This is a genomic window from Bacteroides sp. ZJ-18, assembly GCF_011038705.2.
Lineage (GTDB): Bacteria > Bacteroidota > Bacteroidia > Bacteroidales > Bacteroidaceae > Bacteroides > Bacteroides hominis.
Map to the genome: position 1 here is coordinate 2,291,432 of NZ_CP072198.1, position 25,572 is coordinate 2,317,003.

18 protein-coding genes and 2 pseudogenes are annotated in these 25,572 nt (G+C 42.2%); 16 read left to right on the forward strand and 4 right to left on the reverse strand.

Annotated elements, in window-relative coordinates; translation table 11 throughout:
- Positions 1-38: 38 nt before the first annotated feature.
- From G7Y45_RS09045 to G7Y45_RS09060, 4 genes and pseudogenes are all read right to left on the reverse strand, one after another.
- Positions 39-1,073: a YeiH family protein gene (locus G7Y45_RS09045; RefSeq protein ID WP_165016052.1), complete on the reverse strand. Its 1,035-nt coding sequence runs from the start codon at positions 1,071-1,073 to the stop codon at positions 39-41.
- A 225-nt stretch (positions 1,074-1,298) separates the two neighbouring features.
- A pseudogene (locus G7Y45_RS09050) lies at positions 1,299-1,952 on the reverse strand (RagB/SusD family nutrient uptake outer membrane protein); the annotation flags it as partial.
- Positions 1,948-2,739 (reverse strand): annotated as a pseudogene (locus G7Y45_RS09055) (TonB-dependent receptor plug domain-containing protein); the annotation flags it as partial. The pseudogenes G7Y45_RS09050 and G7Y45_RS09055, both read right to left, overlap by 5 nt.
- A 126-nt stretch (positions 2,740-2,865) precedes the next feature.
- On the reverse strand, positions 2,866-5,622 hold the full coding sequence (locus tag G7Y45_RS09060) for a sugar-binding domain-containing protein (protein WP_165016054.1): 2,757 nt from the start codon (positions 5,620-5,622) through the stop codon (positions 2,866-2,868).
- 246 nt (positions 5,623-5,868) lie between these two features.
- Between G7Y45_RS09060 and G7Y45_RS09065 the strand changes: the two genes are divergently transcribed.
- The 16 genes from G7Y45_RS09065 to G7Y45_RS09140 all read left to right on the forward strand — a co-directional run bounded on the left by G7Y45_RS09065 (position 5,869) and on the right by G7Y45_RS09140 (position 25,524).
- Complete coding sequence (locus tag G7Y45_RS09065; protein ID WP_005775995.1) at positions 5,869-6,750, forward strand: AraC family transcriptional regulator; 882 nt, start codon at positions 5,869-5,871, stop codon at positions 6,748-6,750.
- Positions 6,751-7,050: 300 nt separating this feature from the next.
- A complete protein-coding gene (locus G7Y45_RS09070) occupies positions 7,051-7,683 on the forward strand; it encodes an HU family DNA-binding protein (protein ID WP_005818897.1) in 633 nt (210 codons plus the stop codon).
- A 935-nt stretch (positions 7,684-8,618) separates the two neighbouring features.
- Entirely contained in the window at positions 8,619-10,358 is a 1,740-nt protein-coding gene (locus G7Y45_RS09075; protein ID WP_165016057.1) for a hypothetical protein, read from the forward strand.
- Complete coding sequence (locus G7Y45_RS09080) at positions 10,340-11,083, forward strand: hypothetical protein (RefSeq protein WP_005809702.1); 744 nt, start codon at positions 10,340-10,342, stop codon at positions 11,081-11,083. The genes G7Y45_RS09075 and G7Y45_RS09080 overlap by 19 nt, the downstream gene beginning before the upstream one ends.
- A gap of 75 nt (positions 11,084-11,158) precedes the next feature.
- Positions 11,159-13,423 carry a cation:proton antiporter gene (locus G7Y45_RS09085; RefSeq protein WP_101602891.1) on the forward strand — a complete coding sequence of 755 codons (2,265 nt, stop codon included), beginning with the start codon at positions 11,159-11,161 and terminating at the stop codon, positions 13,421-13,423.
- 41 nt (positions 13,424-13,464) lie between these two features.
- A complete protein-coding gene (locus G7Y45_RS09090) occupies positions 13,465-14,118 on the forward strand; it encodes a LysE family translocator (protein WP_005776017.1) in 654 nt (217 codons plus the stop codon).
- A 20-nt stretch (positions 14,119-14,138) separates the two neighbouring features.
- The gene (locus G7Y45_RS09095) at positions 14,139-14,684 is read left to right on the forward strand and encodes a DUF4924 family protein (RefSeq protein WP_005809700.1); all 546 of its coding nucleotides are present in this window, start codon (positions 14,139-14,141) and stop codon (positions 14,682-14,684) included.
- A gap of 136 nt (positions 14,685-14,820) precedes the next feature.
- Entirely contained in the window at positions 14,821-15,684 is an 864-nt protein-coding gene (gene rfbD / locus G7Y45_RS09100; protein WP_022011862.1) for a dTDP-4-dehydrorhamnose reductase, read from the forward strand.
- 24 nt (positions 15,685-15,708) lie between these two features.
- Complete coding sequence (locus tag G7Y45_RS09105) at positions 15,709-17,283, forward strand: peptide chain release factor 3 (protein ID WP_005809698.1); 1,575 nt, start codon at positions 15,709-15,711, stop codon at positions 17,281-17,283.
- 193 nt (positions 17,284-17,476) lie between these two features.
- On the forward strand, positions 17,477-18,709 hold the full coding sequence (locus G7Y45_RS09110; protein ID WP_005776021.1) for a Cof-type HAD-IIB family hydrolase: 1,233 nt from the start codon (positions 17,477-17,479) through the stop codon (positions 18,707-18,709).
- Positions 18,706-19,815, forward strand: coding sequence for an isochorismate synthase (locus G7Y45_RS09115; RefSeq protein ID WP_032540687.1), 1,110 nt, complete (start codon positions 18,706-18,708; stop codon positions 19,813-19,815). Before G7Y45_RS09110 ends, G7Y45_RS09115 begins: the two co-directional genes overlap by 4 nt.
- Positions 19,816-19,831: 16 nt before the next feature.
- Positions 19,832-21,499 carry a 2-succinyl-5-enolpyruvyl-6-hydroxy-3-cyclohexene-1-carboxylic-acid synthase gene (gene menD / locus G7Y45_RS09120; protein WP_005776024.1) on the forward strand — a complete coding sequence of 556 codons (1,668 nt, stop codon included), beginning with the start codon at positions 19,832-19,834 and terminating at the stop codon, positions 21,497-21,499.
- A gap of 4 nt (positions 21,500-21,503) precedes the next feature.
- Entirely contained in the window at positions 21,504-22,508 is a 1,005-nt protein-coding gene (locus tag G7Y45_RS09125; protein WP_005809696.1) for a hypothetical protein, read from the forward strand.
- Positions 22,509-22,526: 18 nt separating this feature from the next.
- A complete protein-coding gene (gene menB / locus G7Y45_RS09130; RefSeq protein WP_005776026.1) occupies positions 22,527-23,351 on the forward strand; it encodes a 1,4-dihydroxy-2-naphthoyl-CoA synthase in 825 nt (274 codons plus the stop codon).
- Between the two features lie 47 nt (positions 23,352-23,398).
- Positions 23,399-24,418 (forward strand): o-succinylbenzoate synthase, encoded by a 1,020-nt coding sequence (locus tag G7Y45_RS09135; protein WP_032541491.1) that lies wholly within the window; start codon positions 23,399-23,401, stop codon positions 24,416-24,418.
- An 11-nt stretch (positions 24,419-24,429) separates the two neighbouring features.
- Complete coding sequence (locus G7Y45_RS09140) at positions 24,430-25,524, forward strand: AMP-binding protein (protein WP_165016060.1); 1,095 nt, start codon at positions 24,430-24,432, stop codon at positions 25,522-25,524.
- Positions 25,525-25,572 lie beyond the last annotated feature (48 nt).

Sequence of the window (25,572 nt, forward strand, 5' to 3'; positions counted from 1 at the left end):
AAGTTTCGAAGGCATTTCGGAATCCGGGAAGGTACTTTTTACATCAAAACAGGTGCAAGGTATTTAACCAGAAAATATCCCCCGGCAATTAGCCATAGATACAACAGGGAAGCAAGTATAAATGGTTTGGCACCAGCTTTTTTGAATTTGTCAATGCTGGTTTCGGCTCCCAATGCAGTCATCGCCATGGTAAGCAAAAAAGTATCCAGATTATTGATGAAAGTGATCAACCCTTGTGGCAGTAAATCAAAAGAATTAAAACCGATAACTGCCAGAAAACCGATGGCAAACCATGGAATGGATATGTCTTTCATGCGGCCGCCTTGTCCGCCTGTTTTCACTGCTGCCCTGGATACCATGAAACTGGTGATCAACAGTACCGGAACCAGCATCATTACGCGGATCATTTTCACGATAATGGCAACATCGGAAATTTCTTTTCCCATCGCATTTCCCGCACCTACCGTATGTGCAACTTCGTGTAACGTAGCACCGGTAAAGATTCCCATTTCGTTGGGCGACAACATAAAAGTTCCGTTTCTATATAATATAGGATAGATAAACATTGACAGAGTACCAAAAATAACTACGGTGGACACAGCTACCGCAGTTTTGTATGGTTTGGTCTGGATGGTCGATTCAGCCCCTAAAATAGCGGCTGCACCACAAATGCCGCTACCAATGGAAGTCAGTAGTGCGACCCCACGGTCCATCTTAAGCATACGTCCAATTAAGATACCTCCGAGAATAGTTGTAGCTACTACAATGGCATCGATAAATATGGCAGGTAGCCCCACTGCCAGCACATCCTGAAAAGTCAATTTAAAACCATAAAGAATAATGCCTATCCGTAAGATACGTTTTGAGCAGAACTGAATACCCGGTACCCATGTTTCCGGAAGATTGTTTCTGAGGCTATTGGCATATAGCATACCTAAAATAATACCTACGATCATCGGACTGAAAGAGAGTCTTTTTATGAACTCCATGTCGCCTATGTAAAAGGCTGCACATGAAAACAGGGCTATTAACAAGACCCCGTGAAGCATACTGTTTCTTTTTTCGCTTAACATAAATGAATTTATTTATAGTGTTTTTATTAGTACACCACAAAGTAAGCACTTTAAATCGGGACGCAAGCAATTAAAAAATTTATACCCCATAACTTATCGTTATTTCTGTTCTTGAAAATATGTTCCGGTTTTGTTATTATAAAAAAGCCCCATCCAAAGTATAATCTATACGCTTGGGATGGAGCTTGATTTCAGGAATAGTCAATCAGACTGATCACTATCCTTTTATTTTTCTGCAGGCATTGCCGGTGTTGTGGGCCAATATGGATTTTGGTACAGTGGAGATAAATGGACGGATGTATGGTCAGAAGCTGTCAACAGGAATTGTTTAATTGGCAATGGTTGTAAATAATGGGCCATATGCCAGATATAACCATCCTTATATAAGTTCCCGGATCCCATATTTTTCTGATAAGGCCGGAGATACTCACTTAAACTGGCGTTTGAGACATTTGCCGATGAACTACCGTCAGCAACCAACTGACCGGCATCATACCATTGTTCCATCGGAGTGTTCCAAAGATGGATTCCCTCCACATGATACGGTTCCACCATCATCTGCTCCAATGCTCTCCACCGTATTAGATCCATCCAGCGTAATCCTTCAGCCATTAATTCACTGCGACGCTCCCGACGTATGTTATACAAAACAGGGTCAGTCAATAATGATCCGGCAGAGTATGCGCCCCAATCTAACTTCTCTTTTTCCATATTGGTGGATGCGATAGTCACTTGAGGGTCAATAGCGGTTCCATTGAAGCCGGCTGCTGTACGAACGGTTTTCCAATACTCCAATATCTTTCCTGAAGCTATATTCTTCGTCAACTGATACTCAGCTTCCATATAGTTCAAAAAAGCTTCTGTTGCACGAAATACTATTATTATAGTTTACCTGGGTTTTGCCTTCCGTGCTTCCTGATTTGGTTGTGATTAAGATTACACCGAATGGTGCACGTGAACCATATATTGATGATGCAGCCGCATCCTTCAAAACAGAAATATTGGCAATGTCCTGAGGATTAATGGAATTAAGATCACCTTCCATTCCATCAACTAAAACCAAAGGTTCACCGCTGGTTCCCTGTCCGATAGTGGTAGTACCGCGAACATTTACACTTGGTTTATCTTCCAGGCTACCGTTCGTCTGTGTGATTCGTAGTCCCGGAACCATACCTTGCAATGCTTGTGCCGCATTGGTCACCGGACGTTCTTTCAACTCTTTGGCTGAAACAACGCTGACGGACCCTGTCAGGTTTACCTTTTTCTGGGTACCGAATCCCACAACCACGACTTCATCCAAAACCTCCGAATCTTCTTTCAAAGTAATATTATACGATTTTCCCGGAGACGTTTTTATTTCCTGAGACTTATAGCCGATATATGAAATTACGACTATCACACCATCCGGGACAGACAGAGAAAAGTCCCCCTCTAAATTTGTCACGACTCCATTAGTGGTTCCCTTTTCTACGACGCTGGCTCCAATAACCGGCTCTCCATTGGCGTCCGTCACTTTGCCGGAAATTGTATTTTTCCGCTGAAAAGTCTCTTTTACTACAACATTAGGCTTGCCCGATGTTGCAAAGACAGCCGAGGGAGCAAACCCGGCAGACAGCAATAAAGCCAATAGTAACTTACAATTGTTTTTCACTTTCATGTTTTTCATGTTTTTAATTTTCCAATCACATAAAATTAACGTTAACTAAATAAATGTCATTAAATTAAGTATATCAAGTTTGGCCAAAAATGATTATATCTCCGAATCTAACGCAGTTCCTTTCTTCTATACGGGTTATTTCGAATTCCTATCGAACATGTCTTTTATTTCCTCAAAGTTTTCAATGATTGTAGGATCGAAATCTGTGCTATTCATGTATTTCAGTAATGAAACAAGCATTTGTTTTGCTACCGGTCTGTTCTCTAAATCAGATTGCAAATCGAAAGTGGCTAATACCAATTTGCCTCCATGCACTTTGCCTTCATACAAAGAAGCCAGACGGCGATTATTAGTAAAGTTATCGACCATTTCTACAATAGGGGTCCCTCCCTGTATACTATCTGTTATCATGGTTTTGGAGTTCTTATTTAAATCCCACCATTGCCAATCGGTGTGCATGTCTGTCGGAAAATCAGCCAATGCTTTATGAGCCGGATTACATAATACTCCCATTGTCCCGGCCTGATTCGGAAAATGTACCGGGCTCCAGAATACAGGTACGAATTTGCCTTCGATACCTTTCATCTTTTTCCAATCCGGATTGAAAAGGACTTTTTGCCCTTCATTCAGCCATGCCATGGCCTGATCATAATTACGGGTATATTTCACATTACCCCATTCTACTTTTTCTCCTTCAGGATAAACCCATATGTTCCATCTGTTTACATAATCTGTTCCGATTACTTTTACACACACTTCCAGTTTTGAAGCATTCTGTATGTCTGTCAAGGGTACCGATATCTCACCCAATTTTCCATTATAACCAAATTTCAATTCTCCTACTTGTATTTCACCATGCTTTACAGAACGTCCTTTATCCAGAATATCCCAATGCAGTGTTTTGTTTGTCAGAATATCGTTTCCGTAATTGCATAACTCGATCTTAGCTTGAAACATTTCATCGTTTTTATATACTGCTTTAGGAAAGCGCAATAACGGCACCACCGGTGAACAAAACTCCCGGAAGGCTTTACCGTCGATAATTCCTTTACTTTCCCAGAAGGCATTCAATAGTCCGACGAGTGCTGTTCCTTGTCCCGGAAAGTCATGTAAATCAAGTAATTGAAAACCACTGATTCCATCAGTTTTCAATGCACGCTCAATTTCTTCTTTATATAAGATTGCGGCTAACTTTCCGGAAGCCATTAAATAATCGGGTGCTTTATCAAGTAATTTCTTTTTTTCAAGATCATTCTTCACAGCCATAAAATTTAAGGGTTTCAGAACTCCGGTATATTTGGAAATCTCGGTTAAATCCGGATAAACCGAATATTGGCCTATTTCGTGCGTAATCAGAGGGACCTGTATACCTGCAACCGACTCACTGTAATCTTTATCGAATGTAGGGGATAGTTGATTGAAAACTCCCTGTCCCCGTACCCAGCCTTTATTGGTCCACTGCGTGACAAAGAAATCATCGTTTGATTCCGGCCATCCGCCATGTCCGCCTTCGAACGTAAACGAAGTTGTTACGTATAAGTGTCTGTTATCCTTTGCTTTCAATTCGTCTAACATTACAGACAGAATGGTGAAATCTCCCTGCAATTCGTTTCCCAGGCTCCAAAGGCAAAAAGAGGGGTGATTGCCGTAATTTTTGATAATCCGGTCTGCTTCTTCTCTTAAAAAGCGTACGGCACTTGAATCCTGCCCAATTGTAAGTACCCATGCAGGAAGTTCAACCTGTAAATAAAATCCCATTTCATCTGCTGCTTCAAAAGCTGCTTCGGGAGGGCACCAGGAATGAAAACGAAGATGATTCAGCCCATATTCTTTGGCTGCGGCATATACTTTTTGCCAGCCTTCTTTATTCATTGGAGGAGTTCCGGTTAATGGGAATATGCAACACTCCAATGTACCTCTTAAGAACAAAGGTTTATTGTTCATCAACATTTTATCACCGTTTGTTTCCAATTGGCGCATACCGAAATCTTCTTTTATTTCTGATACTCTTCCATTGGCCTCCAATGTGACCGTAGCCTGATACATTTCAGGAGTAAATTCATTCCATAATATCGGGTTATCTCCCATGTTGTAAAGCAACTCAACCGATGAGGCTCCGGCTTTCACATCCATCTTTTTTACCTGCTCTTCAAGTTGTTGAGAGCCGTTTTTTGCAGATACTTTCATCGAAAGCAATGCATGTTCTGCGGCAGGTGTATTGTTTGAAAACGAAATAACGGCTTTTACCTGTTTGTTTTTTACATCGGGATATAGTTGTACGCTTTCTAAACGTATTTTTTCCATGGCCCGGACAGTCATATCTCCTAAAATACCATTCCATTTAATTTGTGTATGATCTGTATATGCATGTGCCATACCATTGGAGATATCATAACGCTTGCGATTATCGACGCGTATGGTCAGAATATGCTTTTTACCGCATGTCATATAAGGAGTCAGATTGTAGCGGTGTGGCGTGCTTAAGCTTTCTTCATGTCCTTCGACTTTCTTATTATCTACCCAAACCTGAGTATCCCACAAGGCTCGTTCCAAATCCAGAAACAGCTCTTTATCATTCCATTGGGCAGGGACCGAGATCTCTCTTGAGTACCATGCAACTCCTACGTAATTGTGCAAACGTGTGAGATATAATAACTGGGGTTTTGACAGTGTAGGTTCCAAGGCATTGAGGGTTCCAAGTCCGGCATCGTCAGTTGTACCCGGTAACTGCATGGGCGTTTCAAACAGGTTGCCTTGCCATGATTCTTTTATTCCAACATCTGTACTGTCCAGCCTGACAGTCCACTCTCCGGAAATATCCAACTGTTTCTTTTCAGAAGAACATGATGTCGACAGAATAATGATCAATAAAGAAAATAGTAGTTTTTTCATATTATTACATTTTAAATATTACAAATAGCTGATCTTTCAACATTGCAAAATAGCTAAGAAAATATAACCTTGAAAATGTAAGAAAGGACTGTTATGATGTATAAAATCTCTAATTTTAAGTGATTATATCATTGATTATCTTTAGAAATACCCTAATAACCAGTGTTTTCAGATTAATTCAATAAAAAGAGTCGAAAAATATCTCGTTTTATAATAAAGATGTATATTTGCAAAAAGAGTGTAACTATGGAACGCAAAAAAGAAGGATTTACCAATCAAAGAGCGATTGTTCTTCCTGAAGCTATAAAAAAAATATTGGTCGGCAACGAGCTGACTAATTTGTTGTATGTAACGGATATCGGGTATTATCCACATGCCACCGGACACTATCGAGCCAGAAGATATGGTTCGCAACAGCACATTCTTATATATTGCACTGAGGGAGAGGGCTGGTATAGCATTCACGGTCAAAGACAGAAAGTATGCAAAGACCAATTCTTCATTATCGAAGCGGGCTTGCCACACATTTACGCCGCTTCAGAAAACAGTCCATGGAGTATATATTGGTTGCATTTCACCGGAGAAAAAAGTCATTTGTTTAATTCATTCTACAACAAACTGCATAAAATAGATGAATCTCCCAACGCACGTATTAAAGATCGGATGCAGTTGTTCGAAGAAATTTACCAGAATCTGGAAATGGGATATAGTATTGAAAACCTGGAATACACTACACTGTGTCTATGGCATTTTATAGCTTCCTTCAAGTTTGTTTCACAGTTTAGAGAAATTAATCGGGCCAAACAAGGAGATGTCACTCAGGAAGCGATCAGTTATATGAGAAAGAATATCGAAAAGAAACTCTCGCTGGATGATATAGCCGGCAGTGTCAACTACTCATCTTCGCATTTCGGACAAGTGTTTTTAAAGAAGTCCGGATACACTCCTTTAAATTACTTCAATCAATTGAAAATACAAAAGGCCTGTCAGTTACTTGACTTTTCAGACTTGAAAATAAAAGAAATAGCAGAACAACTTGGCTTTTATGATCAATACCATTTCTCTAAAGTATTCTATAAGCAGATAGGCGAGACACCAAGCAGTTACAAAAAAAGGAATAAAGGATAAAAAAAGAAAATGCAAAAGTGCAGCTGATAAATGTAGGAAAGTAGTACTTAAAGTTTGTTTATAAGGCAAATTGAGTGTATCTTAGCAGGCAAGATGTATATCTTAGCGGCCAAGATGCAAATCTTAGCTGCTAAGATGCACATCTTGCGACGCAAGATGAACTTATCGCCTAAGGGAGGCCATTTACTGAAGTAGCCGGAGCGACTTTGTCCGGCATACTTGGCAAGTTTTTACCTTTACTTCCGACAAGCCCACTCTTTATCGGTTTTCTCTATTCACCTTTTAAAAACATTGCAAGCTATGGCTGAATATCAAATGCAAGAACTGACTCTTCCCAATGAGGAAGACAAGAAAATTCTTTTCCCGCGCATGAAACTGTCCGGGCAAGTAGACTTAAATTACATTGCTTCACACATTAATTATGCAAGTTCTTTTACCCCGGGGAATATCATCGGACTGACGAAGGCTTTGGCGCAGGCCATTGCCTATGAAATGGGGCAGGGACATTCAGTGAAAATCGACGGACTAGGTATCTTTACTCCTTCACTGGGGTTACGTGACGGAGCCGAGCGTGAGAGTGGTGAGAAAGGTGGTAAAAAACGTAATGCCATGAGCATCTGTGTAAAGAATATCAATTTTCGTGCTGACAAACAACTGATCATTGAAACAGGAGACCACTGTATGCTGGAGCGTTCGGAATGGAAGTTCAGGCACTCTTCGCAATTCTACTCAGAGCAGGAACGGCTCAAGATGGCACAGGACTATCTGGCTGTGAATCATTTTATGAAAGTGGCGGATTATTGTCGCTTGACGGGGTTGTTGCGTGACAAGGCTGCACGGGAGTTGAAACGCTGGACCAAACAACCTGAAACAGGTATTGATTATCGGGGACAGGGCTCGCATAAGATATACATGGTCCGTTCCAACTTATGAGTGTGTCCTTACAAAAAAGATAATCAGTGCATACGCATCGCGTTGCCGGGACATATCGGTATTTTTGCGGAAGAAACCTGATTCCGACTCGTCTTAAAATGACTTCATGTTATTATTGTGTGAAGTTGTTTTAGGGCAAGTAAGATACCGGACACCATTGATTGCGGATATGTATCGGACAGATTTTAAATGATCTGCTTTCTTTATAATATGCATCCGCTCTTTTCTTCTCTGTTTACGAAATATTTTTATCTCTAAATAATCACTATTTACATCCATATAAACTCTCGTATTTGCATTATATTCCATATTCTGCGTTTATTGATTTCTTTGAATTAATATATATTTGTATTTTTGATTCACTTTTATATCACAATGAAAAGAATGATTATATTGATCAAGAAGTGAAGTTTTTACTCTCTATGAAATAATAATGTAATTAAATAGTGATAGATGTATCACTGTTTTCGGTGACAAAAATGTATTTAATATCGTTTTATGGTGGCAAATAGTGAAGCGAATAATACGTGATTGATAAATTTTGAAATATTTTTTCTGTTAAGTATTTGAAATGATAAATCTATGCGCTATATTTGCTGTTACACTAAAAGATACTAAATGAAGAATTGCTCTTATTGAAATAATGTTAACTGTACGGCTAACGCTATTGGATCCGTTAAATAAGAATTCAATAAGAGAAAGAAAAAATATATTTGATAATAAAATTTTATAGGGGTATTACACTTACATAACAAATTACTTTATTATAGGTACAAGAATATTGGGGGGAGATGCGAGGATATTACAGTAAGTCAATTGACATTATTATTGCTCAAATATCAGTTGAAAAACGAGATTTATACAGGATAAGCTGCATTGGATGTTTTGTTCACTGAATAATAACCGGAATTGACGTTAATATAAAAGTTCTATATATGAAAAAAATATATCTGTTATTATCATTTCTTTCTGCATTCTTTTTGCTCTCGGCTTGCTCAGATGATACTGAGCAATGTTTATATTCTCCTAAAGTATTTGATACCGGTAATTTATTGAGTAATAAAGTAAAAGAGGAATTCTTGAATTTTGATTATCCTGCTGGAATTGTTCCGGTTCTTTTTGCGGCAGATAGCATAGAGCCCATTAAAATGGGTGCTTATGCTGACGAATGTTTTGATGCTCTTGTGGATTCAATATCTGAATCAAAAGATTTTAAACGTAGGGGAATGCTGGTACTTGTGTCCAGGAATCCGGAGCTGATTCAAATTCGTTTGGGGAGTCGGTATCGGGTTTATTGTAATATGACTGGCGCAACTTCCGGAGTCGATTACTTAAACTTGCAGAAACAAATACGGGAAAAAGGTATAGAAGAAACTCTTCCGTTGTTTTTACAAAATACATCAGTTCGCATTCAAGAGTTGAATGCTTTACCTTCGTATAAAAAATATCGAATAAATTCTGCCGTATCGGCTATTTCTACTTGCCTGGAATACATAGGAACTCCCTCGGAGAACTTTTATGGAAAATGTGTTTTAACTCCTATTCTGAAGACAACGTCATTGGGGTACTATGTTTTTAAATCTTGGCTGCTGACCTTCATGTTTGTATGTCTGATAATGCTTTTGTGTCGTTGGGCATTGTTTTTAGTAGTGAAGCGTTTATTGCAGAAACATGTTATAGGCCTTATTTGGTCTCAAAAGATTATCAATTGGGGATTAGGATTGTTGTTTTCTATTTCAGCAGCGGCTTCGGCTATTATTTTATCCAGCGGACGTATGGAAGATGCGATCGCATTACAGGCCATCGGAGTTCCTTTTATAGAAAATTTTCAGATAGCGGCTGCCGATTATGTGTTGAAAACATCTTTTGTGGCTGCGTTCTTTTTTGTGTTGATGTATGCTTTGAAACGTAATATAGTATCAGATATATTTTTATATAGCCTCTTGGAACCAGAGAAGCAACAGGCTATTTATCATAATTTGAGTGATGCTCAAAAGACTACTTTGGTTATAGGGCATGAAGCGGATCTCAGCAAAGTTGAAGAAAGTTCTGAACCATATTCCGAATTATTCACTTCTCGTGTTTCCCAACGGGAAACCATGACTATTGTTTCGTTGGCGATGGCAGCTTTATTTTTGATTCCGCGTCCATTGATAATTATGGGCATTGCTTTAACCATTTATCCTTTGGCCGGACAATGTGCGAAGATCTATCATGTTGTAAGTAATAATACACTTCCTGAACAAATAAAAAGAGATAGGAGGACATCGTTAATAACTAATTTGCTTATCATTTTTATTATAGCTTTTATTACTGTTTTGATGGGATTGTTTTTTAATCCTATGCCGGATAAAAAAGAGATTGATTTAAATGAGGCAAGAACCGAACTGGTCACATCGGATAGGCTTGAGGGGAATTATACCGTTAGTAAATCTATTGCCGGACAAGTTCAGGTATCCAGTGGAATTATAAAAAAAATAAAAAATGGTGCGTTTCAATTATTGATAACCGGCAAGTCTTCACCTAAAGTGTACAAACTTGGTTTTGACTCTGATGAAATGATATTTGTTTCTGAGGAATTGGGTAATGGGATCATTCATTATGACAAAGATTTGGATAAAATTAAAGTTGTATTTACTATAAATGAACATACGACATGGACAATTTCAAAATGATTTATTCGATTCCATTTCTGTTTTTTACTTTTGTATCTTGTAGTAACTCGTCAACAGAAATGGTTGCTAAAAGTAAGTATGATGCTCAAATTGCTGAGTATAAAGAGTTAAATGAACAGCAAGCTGCTGTTATAGAAGATAACTTAGAGAAAAGTAAGATCATCAATAATGTAGTGACAGAGTTGAACCAAATAGCCGGGAATACGCAATCTTTACGTGTGAATGTAGAACATGGGGTCGGAGAACTAAGCCAGGCTGAAGAGATTAACCGGAAACTCCAGATTTTGAAGAAACGATTGACCGCTGTCGAGGGGAAGCGTAGTGACAGCAGTAAGAATCTGTTGGCAACGATGGATAACCTGAAGAGTATTATAGAACAAAAAGAAATTGAAATAAATAATCTCAAACAAGAGATTGCGAATCAACAACAGACCATTGCTAATCAGAAAAACACAATAGCTAATCAGCAGGTAACGATTGATGCCCAAAGTCAGGAACTGATGGCTAAGCAACAGGAAATGTGGTACAAATTAGGTGTTGAACTGCATTCAGTTGTAGAAGAATTACCAAAAGTGAAAGGCAGGAAGGATAAGCGAAACATTAAAAACACCAGATATTATATTCTTAACAAAGCAAAAGAGTGCTTTGAGCATGCTGCACAATTGGGACATTCGCTCGCAAGTTCGAAAGCCCGGCAGATAGAAGGTGAGATGAGCAGGTTATAATACGTGATTTTATTGTTTTTCTGTTTTTAATTAGTAGAAAACATTAATTTTGCATTCGATTTAAATCCGATTCGAATGTCACAACTTCCAACGTTAATAGCCGACCTCGCTCTGATTTTGATTTGTGCCGGTGTTATGACTTTGTTATTCAAGAAACTGAAGCAACCACTTGTGCTGGGTTATGTCGTTGCCGGTTTTCTTGCCAGTCCACACATGCCTTATACGCCTTCGGTGATGGATACAGCCAATATTAAAACCTGGGCGGATATTGGAGTCATCTTTTTGCTTTTTGCCCTTGGACTGGAATTCAGTTTTAAAAAGATAGTGAAGGTTGGAGGTACGGCTGTCATTGCTGCCTGTACCATTATCTTCTGTATGATTCTGTTGGGGGTTGCTGTCGGGATGGGCTTTGGTTGGCAGCGTATGGACAGTCTGTTTCTGGGCGGGATGATTGCTATGTCTTCTACTACCATCATCTACAAAGCGTTTGATGATTTGGGGTTGCGGAAGAAACAATTTACCGGTTTGGTGCTCAGTATTCTGATTCTTGAAGATATACTTGCCATTGTGTTGATGGTGATGCTTTCAACGATGGCTGTCAGCAATAATTTTGAGGGAACAGAGATGTTGAGCAGTATCGGTAAACTACTTTTTTTCCTTATTCTTTGGTTTGTGGTAGGTATTTATGCCATACCCGAATTTCTGAAACGTTGTCGGAAATTGATGAGTGAAGAAACATTGCTGATTGTTTCTCTGGCTCTCTGTTTCGGTATGGTGGCTATCGCTGCCAATACGGGCTTTTCTGCTGCATTCGGTGCCTTTATTATGGGGTCTATTCTTGCCGAAACAATTGAGGCCGAATCTATTGACCGATTGGTGAAACCTGTGAAGGATTTGTTTGGAGCTATCTTCTTCGTATCAGTGGGAATGATGGTAGATCCTGCAATGATTGTTGAATATGCAGTTCCAATTATAGCTATTACATTGGCAGTAATCTTGGGTCAGGCTTTTTTCGGCACAATGGGCGTTATGCTGGCGGGACAACCTTTAAAGACAGCCATGCAGTGTGGTTTTAGCTTGACACAGATAGGGGAGTTTGCTTTTATTATCGCTTCTCTCGGTTTGTCCTTGCATGTGACAAGTGATTTTTTATATCCGATCGTAGTTGCTGTTTCTGTTATCACCACATTTCTGACTCCTTATATGATCCGTGTTGCCGAGCCGGCTTCAAATTTTGTAGACCGTAAGTTGCCCGAGTCGTGGCGACGTTTCCTGATGCGGTATACTAACGGTTCCCGGACCGTCAATCATGAAAGTCTTTGGCGGAAATTACTGTTTGCCTTGGCACGGATTCTGGTGGTTTACTCCATTGTCAGTATTTCTGTGATTACCCTTTCATTTCGTTTTGTGGTGCCCTTGTTTCGTGAACATCTTCCGGGTATCTGGGGACCACTGGCGGGAGCTGTTTTTACTATTTTGTGTATATCTCCTTTCCTGCGGGCCATTATGGTGAAGAAAAACCATTCGGTAGAATTCATGACTTTGTGGAATGACAACCGTGTCAACCGGGGACCTTTGGTTTCTACGATTGTGTTTCGTGTAGCTGTTTCCGTTCTGTTTGTCATGTTCGTGATTACCCGTCTCTTTAAAGCGTCTGTCGGATTGATGTTCGGAGTTGCCTTGTTGCTGGTAATCCTGATGGTTCTTTCACGGCAGCTGAAGAAACAATCTATTTTGATAGAACGTAAATTTTTTCAAAATCTCCGTTCCCGTGATATGCGTGCCGAATACCTGGGGGAGAAAAAGCCGGCTTATGCCGGGCGTTTGTTGTCGAGAGATTTACACCTGACCGATTTTGAAATTCCCGGAGAATCGGCTTGGGCCGGAAAAACATTGCTTGAGCTGAATTTGGGCAAAAAGTATGGAGTGCATGTTGTTTCTATTCTACGGGGAAAGCGTCGGATTAACATTCCGGGAGGTTCTGTCCGTTTATTCCCGATGGATAAGATACAGGTTATTGGTACTGATGATCAGTTAAATACATTTGCAGAGGAAATGTCTCATGTTTCTGTTATCGATTGGGATGTGTTTGAGAAAAGTGAAATGACATTGAAACAATTGTTGATTGATACTGATTCTGCTTTTTTGGGCAAAACGTTGCGTGAATCAGGTATCCGGGATAAGTACCATTGCCTGATAGCCGGTGTGGAGCGGGGAGGGGAGGCTTTGATGACTCCTGACGTAAATATTCCTTTTGAAGAAGGAGATGTGGTATGGGTGGTAGGTGAGAATGAAGATGTATACCGGTTAATAGGGCAAAATTGTGATAGAAAACGTTAACAGGATACTGGCATATCATAAAAAAATGCGATATTTGCGAAATGATTCAGATAGAGACTATACTTGATATACTTGTTAAAGGATTCGTGATTGGCATTGTGGTTTCTGCACCGCTGGGGCCTGTAGGTGTCCTTTGTATTCAGCGTACTTTGAATAAAGGACGCTGGTACGGATTCGTTACCGGTCTGGGTGCTTCGTTGAGTGATATTGCTTATGCCCTTCTAACGGGATATGGCATGAGTTTCGTGTTCGATTATATCAATAAGAATATTTTTTATCTACAGCTTCTCGGAAGCATTATGCTATTGGTTTTTGGTATATATACATTCCGTAGCAACCCGGTACAATCCATCCGTCCGGTATCAGCCAATAAAGGTTCTTATTTCCACAATTTCATCACCGCTTTTGCGGTTACACTTTCAAATCCTCTTATAATTTTCCTTTTCATCGGTTTGTTTGCCCGTTTTGCATTTGTGCAACCCGGTGTGTTGGTTTTTGAAGAGATAACCGGTTATCTGGCCATAGCTCTCGGAGCATTGGCATGGTGGTTCGGAATTACTTTCTTTGTCAATAAAGTGCGGACACGATTCAATTTGCGTGGCATCTGGATTCTGAACCGGGTGATCGGAAGTATTGTGATGGCTGTGTCTGTGTTTGGATTGATATTCACTCTGTTGGGGGAATCTATCTATTAATGTAGGAGAAAAGAAAGAAGATGAAAATAGCGCAACAACTGAAAGAAAAGAATATTGCCGAGTACCTTATATATATGTGGCAGGTAGAAGATCTGATCCGTGCCAATGATTGTGATATCGACCGGATTAAGGAGAACATTATATCCCGTTACAAGATTGGCGATGAAGAACGCCGTGAGTTGACGGAATGGTATTCTAATCTGGCTTCAATGATGCGGGAAGAGGGAGTCCGTGAGAAAGGACATCTCCAGATAAACCGAAATGTAATCATTAACTTGACCGAACTGCATGCAGCTTTGCTGGCGTCGTCTAAGTTTCCTTTCTATAGTTCGTCTTACTTCAAAGCACTGCCTTTCATTGTAGAGTTACGAAATAAAAACGGTCAAAAGGAAGAACCGGAACTTGAAACCTGTTTCGAGGCTTTGTATGGGATGATGTTATTGCGTTTGCAGAAGAAGCCTATCAGCCCGGAGACTACAAAGGCGATGGAGGCTATCAGCAGTTTCCTGTCTATGCTGGCTAACTATTACGACAAGGACAAAAAAGGAGAGTTAAAATTGGAATAGAAATGAATACGATTCACCACAGAGGACACAGAGGACACAGAGTTTTAATCTCTTGTTTATTAAGATGTTTAAGAAAAAGATATTCTCTGTGTTCTCTGTGTCCTCCGTGGTGAATTAAACTCAAAAAAAGATAGAAATGAATATATTAGTCACCGGAGCCAACGGGCAACTTGGTAATGAAATGCAGGTGCTTGCCAAAGAAAACCTGCAGCATACGTACTTTTTTACGGATGTGCAGGAGTTGGATATTTGTGATGAACAAGCTGTTTATGCCTATGTGAGTGAACACAAAATTGATGTCATTGTGAATTGTGCGGCTTATACAGCGGTGGATAAGGCGGAAGATGATGCTGAATTTTGCGACAAACTGAATAATGTCGCACCAGGATATTTAGCTCGGGCGGCGCAAGCCAACGGAGCTGCGATGATTCAGGTTTCTACCGACTACGTGTTTGATGGCACAGCCCATATCCCTTACACAGAAGATCAACCCACTTGTCCGACCTCAGTTTATGGCTCTACCAAATTGACCGGTGAGCAGAACGTGATGAACCATTGTGAAAAAGCTATGGTAATCCGTACGGCATGGTTGTATTCTATCTATGGCAACAATTTTGTGAAAACAATGATTCGTTTAGGACGTGAGCGTGAGTCTTTGGGGGTTATATTTGATCAGATCGGTACGCCGACTTATGCCAATGACTTGGCTCTGGCTATTTTTGCAGCCCTTAATAAAGGTATTGTCCGTGGTATCTATCACTTTAGCGATGAGGGAGTTTGTTCTTGGTACGACTTTACAATAGCCATTCATCGTTTAGCGGGAATCACTTCATGTAAGGTGAAACCATTGCATACTGCTGATTATCCGGCAAAGGCACCTCGTCCGCATTATTCCGTACTCGATAAGACGAAAATAAAAGAGACATTTGGCATTGAAATCCCGCATTGGGAAGAAAGCCTGAAACGTTGCATTAATCAATTAAGAGTGGAGAATCTGTGATTCTTCATCCTCAATTCTTGAAATATGGCAGATAATACAGAAATATTAAGAAGGCGCACTTTCGCCATTATTGCACACCCGGATGCCGGTAAGACTTCACTGACTGAGAAATTGTTGTTGTTTGGCGGACAGATACAGGTGGCAGGAGCAGTAAAAAGTAACAAGATTAAAAAGACGGCGACTTCCGACTGGATGGAGATCGAAAAACAACGTGGTATCTCAGTCACTACTTCGGTGATGGAATTCGATTACCGGGACTATAAGATTAATATTCTGGACACTCCGGGACACCAGGATTTTGCCGAGGACACATACCGTACCCTGACGGCTGTGGATAGCGTTATCATTGTGGTAGATGGCGCGAAGGGTGTGGAAACTCAGACTCGTAAGTTGATGGAGGTTTGCCGGATGCGGAATACACCGGTGATTATCTTTGTCAACAAGATGGACCGTGAAGGGAAAGATCCGTTTGACCTGCTGGATGAACTGGAAGAAGAACTGATGATTCAGGTGCGCCCATTGTCGTGGCCTATCGAACAGGGTGCCCGTTTCAAAGGAGTTTATAATATTTACGAACAGAAACTCGATCTTTATCAACCCTCTAAACAGGTGGTAACGGAAAAAGTGGAAGTGGATATTCATTCCGAGGAATTGAACAAGCAGATTGGTGATACGCTGGCTGATAAATTACGTGGTGATCTGGAGCTGATTGAAGGTGTGTATCCTGAATTTGATGTAGAAACTTATTTGCAGGGAGAGTGTGCTCCTGTATTTTTCGGTTCGGCTTTGAATAACTTTGGTGTGCAGGAATTGCTCAATTGCTTTGTTGAGATTGCTCCCGCTCCCCGTCCGGTACATGCTGAAGAACGTGAGGTGATTCCCGAAGAACCTAAATTTACCGGTTTTATTTTCAAGATAACAGCTAACATCGACCCTAACCATCGTTCATGTGTGGCATTCTGCAAGATTTGTTCTGGCAAATTTGTAAGAAATGCGCCTTATTTGCATGTGCGCCATGGCAAGACGATGCGTTTCTCTTCGCCCACCCAATTTATGGCACAGCGTAAGACAACTATCGATGAGGCTTGGGCGGGAGATATTATCGGTTTACCGGATAACGGAACGTTTAAAATTGGCGATACGCTTACCGAAGGCGAACAGCTTCATTTCCGTGGTTTACCGAGTTTTTCACCGGAGATGTTCAAGTATATTGAGAATGCCGATCCGATGAAGCAGAAACAGCTTGCCAAGGGCATCGACCAGTTGATGGACGAAGGTGTGGCCCAGTTGTTTGTCAACCAGTTCAATGGCCGCAAGATTATCGGTACAGTGGGGCAATTGCAGTTTGAGGTCATTCAGTATCGTTTGTTGAACGAATACAATGCTTCTTGTCGCTGGGAGCCATTAAGTCTGTACAAAGCATGCTGGATTGAGAGTGATGATCTGGAAGAACTGGAAGCATTCAAAAAGCGTAAATATCAGTATATGGCCAAAGACCGCGAAGGGCGTGATGTCTTTCTGGCCGATTCGAATTATGTGCTTCAGATGGCACAGATGGATTTCAAAAATATTAGGTTCCACTTTACGAGCGAGTTCTGATTCGCTTTACGAAATAAATTGGATTAAGACGGTGGGCGGGTTGCAGAACAGTGCAATTTGTCCACCGTTTGTTCTCTTTCTGACAATATAAAAACACCTTGTTAACGCATTCTTATGGTATAATTTTCCCTAAATAAGGGGCGATGTTGCCTTAAAAATTTTACCTTTGTAATCTAAACAAAAACTCGAAGTCATGAAGTATAAATTGTTAGTCCTTGATGTAGACGGGACATTGCTTAATGATGAAAAGGAGATTACTCCACGTACCCTCGCTACCTTATTGAAAGTGCAGCAGATGGGTGTACATCTTGTTTTAGCATCGGGCAGGCCTACCTATGGGATTTTGCCATTGGCTAAAAAACTGGAATTGGGTAACTATGGCGGATATATCGTGTCTTATAACGGTGCGCAGGTTATTAATGCAAAAAATGGAGAAGTATTGCTTGAGCGGCGTATTAATCCGGAAATGTTGCCCTATTTGGAGAAAAAGGCACGTAAAAACGGATTTTCTATCTTTACATACACCGAAGATCGGATGATTGCCGATTATGCTAATAATGAACATATTCTTTGGGAAGCACGTCTCAATGGGATGGAGCTGATTGAGGAACCCGAATTTTCGGCAGCTGTAGATTTTGCTCCTTCCAAATGTATGTTGGTCAGTGATGATGAAGAAGCATTGGTAGCTTTGGAAGAACATTGGAAGAAACGTTTGAACGGTGCACTCGATGTATTCCGTTCGGAACCTTATTTTCTTGAAGTGTTGCCTTGCGGTATCGATAAGTCTACCTCTTTGGGAGCACTGTTGTCCCACCTTGATATTACACCCGAAGAAACGATTGTGATAGGCGACGGTGTCTGCGATGTTTCGATGATACAGTTTGCCGGATTGGGTATTGCCATGGGGAATGCCCAGGATTCTGTGAAAGTTTGTGCCGATGTGGTGACTGCATCGAACGAAGAAGACGGAGTTGCCCTTGCCGTAGAAAAGGCGATTCTTGCAGAGATCCGTCCTGCCGAGATTCCACTTGATCAGTTAAACGAGCGTGCTCGTCACGCATTGATGGGGAATCTGGGTATTCAATATACTTATGCGTCCGAGGACCGGGTTGAGGCTACCATGCCGGTGGACGAACGAACCCGACAGCCTTTTGGCATTCTGCATGGAGGGGCTACTCTGGCATTGGCCGAAACTGTAGCCGGATTGGGGTCGATGATTCTTTGCCAGCCTGACGAGATTGTCGTTGGTATGCAAGTCAGCGGTAATCACATGTCATCTGCCCACGAAGGAGACACGGTGCGGGCTGTCGGCACCATCATCCACAAAGGTCGTTCATCTCATGTCTGGAATGTGGACGTATTTACGTCGACCGACAAGTTGGTGTCTTCTATTCGGGTGGTGAATAGTATATTAAAGAAGAGATGACGTCAGAAGAAACAAATAATTGTGAGATTATAGATGAGTTGATCCGGCAGGGAAGAAGTTTTGCGATGTATCGCAATCCGGGGGAAGAAGAACCTCACTTTCTGATGCAGACTTACGGAGAAGTACGTTTGGTTCGGGAAATGGAAGAACTAAACGGACAGACAGGTTTTGTTATCGCTCCTTTCCGGGTTACTCCGCAATGTCCTATCATACTGATTCAACCGGACTGTCAAGAAATTCCTTCCTGTGCAGGCAGCCCGCGCAGGAGTGTGCAGCCTGTCTGCACAGAGGTGTGCAGCCTGTCTGCACAAAACGAACGGCCTGTGAGAGCAAAGGAAGCTTATGCAGCCTGTTTTGATATTTTTATCCGGGCTTTACGGGCACATACTTTCGATAAGCTGGTGCTGTCCCGCAAAGTGACGGTGAAGAAAGAACCGGGGTTCTCTCCTGCAAGCGCTTTCTATAAAGCTTGCAGGCGTTATATTTACTCCTATGTCTATCTTTGCTATACTCCGCAAACGGGAGTGTGGATGGGCAGTACACCGGAAATCATTTTATCGGGTGAGAAGGGAGAGTGGAATACTGTGGCATTGGCCGGAACCCAGTCTTTACAAAATGGTGAACTTCCTCAGCATTGGGATGAGAAGAACCGGGAGGAACAGGAATATGTAGCCGCATATATCCGTAATCAACTCCGATCGTTAGGTATTTCTCCGGTGGAGAAGGGACCTTATCCGGCTTTTGCCGGAGCTTTATCGCATCTGAAAACCGATTTCCGTTTCTCACTGAACGATAGTCGTAAATTGGGGGATTTGTTGAAGCTATTGCATCCTACTCCGGCTGTGTGCGGATTACCCAAGGAGGAAGCCTATCGGTTTATTCTCGATAATGAAGGCTATGACCGCAGTTATTATTCCGGATTTATCGGCTGGCTCAAACCGGAGGGGAAGACAGACCTGTATGTCAACCTACGCTGTATGAATGTGAAAGAGGATACTCTGACACTTTATGCCGGAGGTGGGTTACTGGCATCTTCCGAATTGGATGATGAATTTCAAGAGACTGAAAAGAAGATGCAGACGATGAAGAACTTGAACTCTTTATAAATAACTTAATAGAGCGATGTATTCAGATAAGGAAAACATATTGCAGTTGGTAGCGTTGCTTCGGGCACACGGAGTGACGAAAGTGGTCTTATGCCCCGGAAGCCGGAATGCTCCGATTGTACACACACTTGCCGGACATCCTGATTTCACCTGTTATTCGGTAACAGACGAGCGGAGTGCCGGTTTTTTTGCTATCGGGCTTGCCTTACATGGCGGAAAACCTGCGGCAGTCTGTTGCACATCCGGTACGGCTCTGCTGAATTTGCATCCTGCCGTGGCGGAAGCCTATTATCAGAAAGTACCTTTAGTAGTTATTTCTGCCGATCGTCCCGCAGCCTGGATTAACCAGATGGATGGGCAGACTTTACCGCAACCGGGTGTCTTTCAGTCGTTGGTGAAGATGTCTGCGAACTTGCCTGAGATACATACCGACGAAGACAAATGGTATTGTAACCGTTTGCTGAACGAAGCATTACTTGAACTGAATCACCATGGCAAAGGACCTGTGCATATTAATGTACCGGTTTCGGAGCCTTTGTTCCAGTTTACGGCAGATGTTCTTCCCGAAGAGCGTGTTATAACACGTTATCAGGGACTGAATGTTTATGATCGCGATTACGACGGTCTGATTGATCGGCTTAATAAATACAACCGGCGCATGATAATTGTCGGACAGATGAATCTGATTTACCTGTTTGAGAAGAAATATTCAAAGATGCTGTATAAGCAGTTTGCTTGGTTTACCGAACATTTGGGTAACCAGACTGTTCCCGGTATTCCGATCCGGAATTTTGATGCTGCTTTATATGCCATGTCTCCGGAAATGCAGGAAAAGATGATGCCCGAACTGGTAATCACTTATGGAGGACATATCGTCTCCAAGCGGATGAAAAAATTCCTTCGTCAACATCCGCCCAAGGAGCATTGGCATGTGTCGACGGATGGTGAAGTGATTGATCTGTTCCAAGGTTCACTCACGACGGTCATTGAAATGGACCCGTTTGAGTTCCTTGAGAAAATAGCTTTCTTGCTGGACAACCGTACACCAGAGTATCCTCGGCAATGGGAAAATTTTTGCAAAGAACTTCCCCAACCAGAGTTGCCCTATTCGGAGATGTCTGCCATAGGAGCGTTGATAAAGGCTTTGCCTGCTTCATGTGCTTTACACCTGGCCAATAGTTCGGTTGTACGCTATGCTCAACTATACCCTTTACCCGATACAATAGAGGTTTGCTGTAACCGTGGAACAAGTGGTATCGAAGGTTCCTTATCGACAGCAGTCGGTTATGCCGCTGCCTCCGGAAAGTTGAATTTTGTGGTCATTGGGGACCTGAGTTTTTTCTATGACATGAATGCGTTGTGGAATAATCATTTCGGAAGTAATCTCCGCATACTTCTCTTAAATAATGGGGGAGGAGAAATCTTTCATACTCTGCCCGGCTTGGAAATGTCCGGCACTTCGCATCGTTTTGTGACTGCCGTACACAAGACGTCTGCTAAAGGGTGGGCTGAAGAACGTGGCTTCCTTTACCAGGAAGTGCAGGATGAAAATCAGCTGGACGAAGCAATGAAGGTTTTCACCCAAGCCGAGTTATTGACTCAGCCTGTGTTAATGGAAGTTTTCACAAACAAGAATAAAGATGCACGTATTTTGAAAGACTATTATCATCAACTAAAAAAATAAGATTATGATTAAGCAAGGGGTGATGTTGATTGGTGGCTTATTGCTGTTTGTTATAAGCCCACTTGTGGAGAAGGTTGGGGCCATGTCTCCCGGGAATACCGTATTACAGGAGGTGACGGCTCATGTAGATACAATCGATTTTAGGTTGGCCTCTGCCGAAGAAGCTAAACGCCTGATAGTGGTTGAGGATCATTATACGCGTAACTGGACTCCGTTTGATATTGCAGCCCGTCTTGAGAATCCCGAAGGAAAAAGAGAAGATCTTGTCAGTCTGGCTATTGGTGAAGTTCGTGAATGGACTCCCCGGGAGGCGCAACAGATTGAACGGATCAGAAAAAGCCTGAATGACACGATTCGTAAGTATGGTTACCGGATTCCTTTCCCGAAAGAAATAGTATTGGTAAAAACAGCAATGAAAGATGAAGGAGGAGCCGGAGGGTATACTCGCAGTAACTGGATAGCACTGACTGACGTTACTTTTCAGCGGGGAAACGAGCAGTCGCATACTCGTCTGTTGGTGCATGAAATTTTTCATATCCTGACACGTTTCAATCCCGGATTCAAAAAGAAAATGTACGAGGCTATTGAATTTAATATTCTGCCAAAAGAGATTGAATTGCCCGAAGATATTCGGGAATACCGGATTTCCAATCCCGATGTCAGCCGTTGGGACAGCTATGCCACTTTTACAATCGATGGTAAACCTCAGAATTGTACCATGGTTATATATGCCAACAGGCCCTATACCGTTGGTAAGTTCTATCAGTATATCAATGTCGGTTTGATTCCTTTGGATAAAGCATTCAAACCAGTTCGGGAAAATGGCAAGACAGTTATTTATCCGTTGCAGAAAGCTGCCGACTTTTTTGATAAGGTTGGGCGGAATACCGGATACGTTATCGATCCGGAAGAGGTGATGGCAGATAATTTCGCTATCGCAATGTTGAACAACCCCAATGTAAAGACACCCGGACTCCAGAAGAAAGTACAGGAATTATTAAAGAAATAACCATTAAAATGAATAAAGATGGAAACGAAAAGAGAGTGGACTCCTATTAAAGAATATGAAGATATTCTATTTGATTACTATAATGGCATTGCTCGTATTACAATTAACCGCGAGCGTTATCGCAACGCTTTCACACCGACCACAACCGGTGAGATGAGTGATGCTTTGCGTATTTGTCGTGAAGAGCCTGACATTAATGTCGTGGTACTGACCGGTGCCGGTGACAAAGCTTTCTGCTCGGGAGGTGACCAGAATGTAAAAGGACGAGGCGGATACATCGGTAAAGACGGGGTGCCCCGTCTGAGTGTGTTGGACGTACAGAAACAAATCCGTTCGATACCTAAACCGGTTATTGCCGCTGTCAACGGATTTGCTATCGGTGGCGGACATGTACTGCACGTAGTATGTGATCTTTCCATTGCCTCCGAGAATGCAATCTTCGGCCAGACCGGACCGCGTGTAGGTAGCTTCGATGCAGGATTCGGCTCTTCTTATCTTGCCCGTGTGGTGGGACAAAAAAAAGCTCGTGAAATTTGGTTCCTTTGCCGCAAGTATAATGCTCAGGAAGCTTTGGATATGGGACTTGTCAACAAGGTAGTGCCTTTGGAAAAACTGGAAGACGAGTATGTCCAATGGGCCGAAGAGATGATGCAGCTCAGTCCATTGGCGCTCCGCATGATTAAAGCCGGCTTGAATGCCGAACTTGACGGGCAGGCAGGTATTCAAGAGTTAGCCGGTGACGCGACTCTGCTTTATTATCTTACCGATGAAGCACAGGAGGGCAAGAATGCATTCCTTGAAAAGCGCAAACCAGATTTTAAGCAATATCCTAAGTTCCCATAAGTAAAAAAGGCCTTCTTGATGGGAGGCCTTTGCTTTATAGTATTCCTATGTATACAATAAATATTATTCCCCGTATCCTCCATTTCAAGCAGCCGGCAGGAACTTCCCGCGGTACCTATACTACCCGGAAGGTTTGGTATATCTATCTTTCTACGACAGAGTATCCGGAACGTGTCGGAGTGGGAGAGTGTGCTCCGTTGCCTAAACTGAGTTGTGACGACCTGCCGGATTATGAACAAATACTCTGCAATGCTTGCCGGTGTTTGGAGCAGACAGGCGAACTGGATACGGAAGCTTTGCGTGATTATCCTTCGATTCTGTTTGGACTTGAAACAGCTCTTCGTCATTATGAAACTCAGAGTTGGGCATTATGGGATACTCCTTTTTCCCGGGGAGAAACCGGTATACCCATCAACGGACTTATCTGGATGGGCGATTTTGATAGGATGTTGCAACAGATCGAAGTAAAGATGCAGTCAGGATACCGTTGCATCAAACTGAAAATAGGTGCGATAAACTTCGAAGAAGAATTGGCACTGCTGAAGCATATCCGTGCTCATTATTCGGCGAGGGAAATAGAGTTGAGAGTGGATGCCAATGGTGCTTTTTCACCCGTTGACGCTATGGAAAAACTGAATAGGTTGGCTGAATTGGAACTACACTCCATCGAACAGCCCATCCGTGCCGGGCAGTGGGAGGAAATGGCCCGCCTGACGGCAGACACTCCGCTTCCCATTGCATTGGACGAAGAACTGATTGGCTGTAATACTCCCGAAGGAAAACAAGATCTGTTGACGTCTGTCCGTCCTCAATACATTATATTGAAACCATCTTTACATGGTGGAATCAGTGGTGGTAATGAATGGATTGCAGAAGCGGAAAAGCAGCATATCGGTTGGTGGATTACTTCTGCACTGGAATCGAATATCGGACTGAATGCTATTGCACAATGGTGTGCTACTTTCCGTAGTCCGCTGCCTCAGGGATTAGGAACCGGACTGTTGTTTACAGACAATATCGAAATGCCCCTTGAGATTCGAAAAGATTGTTTATGGTTTTGTAAATAAAAGAAATACTTATGATATTTAATCGGGAAGAACAACAGCTGATGCTGGAAGGCAATTTGCTTTCCCGGGAAGATGTAAAAAGACTTGTTGCCAATTGTACAGACGCAACGCCGGTATTTCTGTGTGAACTCTACCGTTTTCTGGACGATTGGTTCAACGATTCTCCTTATCTTACTGTAAAGACGTCCGGTTCTACCGGAACACCCAAACAAATGAAGGTCCTTAAAGACCGGATGATGCAGAGTGCCCGGTTGACTTGTGAGTATCTGGGGCTTCGGCGGGGGGATAGTGCGCTATTGTGTATGCCTTTGCAATACATTGCCGGAAAGATGGTTGTGGTGCGGGCTTTGGTTGCCGGGCTGAATCTGGTTGTCCGCACTCCTTCCGGTCATCCGATGGCGGATTTGGATCAGCCGTTACGTTTCTCGGCCATGGTTCCGCTGCAGGTTTACAATACTTTGCAGATAGCCGCGGAAAGAGAAAGGCTCTGCCGGACCGATATCCTTATAATTGGCGGTGGTGCGATAGATGCCGGCCTGGAAGCTGAGATACGTCAATTACCGGGTGAGGTGTATTCTACGTACGGCATGACGGAAACCCTGTCGCATATTGCTTTAAGACGGCTGAACGGACCGGACGCGAGTACTCTTTATTATCCTTTTCCTTCGGTACGACTTTCTTTGTCACCCGAGCATACATTGATTATTGATGCTCCGCTGGTTTGCGATACGATTTTGGTGACAAATGATGTGGCGGAAATAAATTCGGACGGTAGCTTTTCTATCCTGGGCAGAAAAGACAATACCATCAACACCGGAGGTATCAAAGTGCAGGCGGAGCAGGTGGAAGATATACTGCGTCCTTGGATACATGTTCCCTTTGCCATCACTTCCGTTTCCGATGCCGCATTAGGGGAGGCCGTTGTTCTTTTGATAGAAAATGGAGGGTATACGGAACGGTTGGAGGAGAAGATGAAAGAGCTTCTTACCAAGTACCAGTTGCCTAAAATGGTTTTTTCAGTGGGCACTATACCCTTGACGGAAACAGGGAAAATAAATCGTGCCGGTTGCCGGCAATTAGCTGCTACTTATCAGGTGGGGCGTTAAGTGTTTTTTCTTTTTCAGTTGTATCATATACGGAATGGCTTTAAATTT

Bases quoted from the DNA above. Each gene is read 5' to 3' on its own strand.
- G7Y45_RS09125 (WP_005809696.1), top strand. From the start codon at position 21,504: ATGATTAAGCAAGGGGTGATGTTGATTGGTGGCTTATTGCTGTTTGTT.
- G7Y45_RS09080 (WP_005809702.1), top strand. From the start codon at position 10,340: ATGGACAATTTCAAAATGATTTATTCGATTCCATTTCTGTTTTTTACT.
- G7Y45_RS09095 (WP_005809700.1), top strand. From the start codon at position 14,139: ATGAAAATAGCGCAACAACTGAAAGAAAAGAATATTGCCGAGTACCTT.
- G7Y45_RS09140 (WP_165016060.1), top strand. From the start codon at position 24,430: ATGATATTTAATCGGGAAGAACAACAGCTGATGCTGGAAGGCAATTTG.
- G7Y45_RS09135 (WP_032541491.1), top strand. From the start codon at position 23,399: ATGTATACAATAAATATTATTCCCCGTATCCTCCATTTCAAGCAGCCG.
- G7Y45_RS09060 (WP_165016054.1), bottom strand. From the start codon at position 5,622: ATGAAAAAACTACTATTTTCTTTATTGATCATTATTCTGTCGACATCA.
- G7Y45_RS09045 (WP_165016052.1), bottom strand. From the start codon at position 1,073: ATGTTAAGCGAAAAAAGAAACAGTATGCTTCACGGGGTCTTGTTAATA.
- menB (WP_005776026.1), top strand. From the start codon at position 22,527: ATGGAAACGAAAAGAGAGTGGACTCCTATTAAAGAATATGAAGATATT.
- rfbD (WP_022011862.1), top strand. From the start codon at position 14,821: ATGAATATATTAGTCACCGGAGCCAACGGGCAACTTGGTAATGAAATG.
- G7Y45_RS09065 (WP_005775995.1), top strand. From the start codon at position 5,869: ATGGAACGCAAAAAAGAAGGATTTACCAATCAAAGAGCGATTGTTCTT.
- G7Y45_RS09070 (WP_005818897.1), top strand. From the start codon at position 7,051: ATGGCTGAATATCAAATGCAAGAACTGACTCTTCCCAATGAGGAAGAC.
- G7Y45_RS09115 (WP_032540687.1), top strand. From the start codon at position 18,706: ATGACGTCAGAAGAAACAAATAATTGTGAGATTATAGATGAGTTGATC.
- G7Y45_RS09085 (WP_101602891.1), top strand. From the start codon at position 11,159: ATGTCACAACTTCCAACGTTAATAGCCGACCTCGCTCTGATTTTGATT.
- menD (WP_005776024.1), top strand. From the start codon at position 19,832: ATGTATTCAGATAAGGAAAACATATTGCAGTTGGTAGCGTTGCTTCGG.
- G7Y45_RS09075 (WP_165016057.1), top strand. From the start codon at position 8,619: ATGAAAAAAATATATCTGTTATTATCATTTCTTTCTGCATTCTTTTTG.
- G7Y45_RS09090 (WP_005776017.1), top strand. From the start codon at position 13,465: ATGATTCAGATAGAGACTATACTTGATATACTTGTTAAAGGATTCGTG.
- G7Y45_RS09105 (WP_005809698.1), top strand. From the start codon at position 15,709: ATGGCAGATAATACAGAAATATTAAGAAGGCGCACTTTCGCCATTATT.
- G7Y45_RS09110 (WP_005776021.1), top strand. From the start codon at position 17,477: ATGAAGTATAAATTGTTAGTCCTTGATGTAGACGGGACATTGCTTAAT.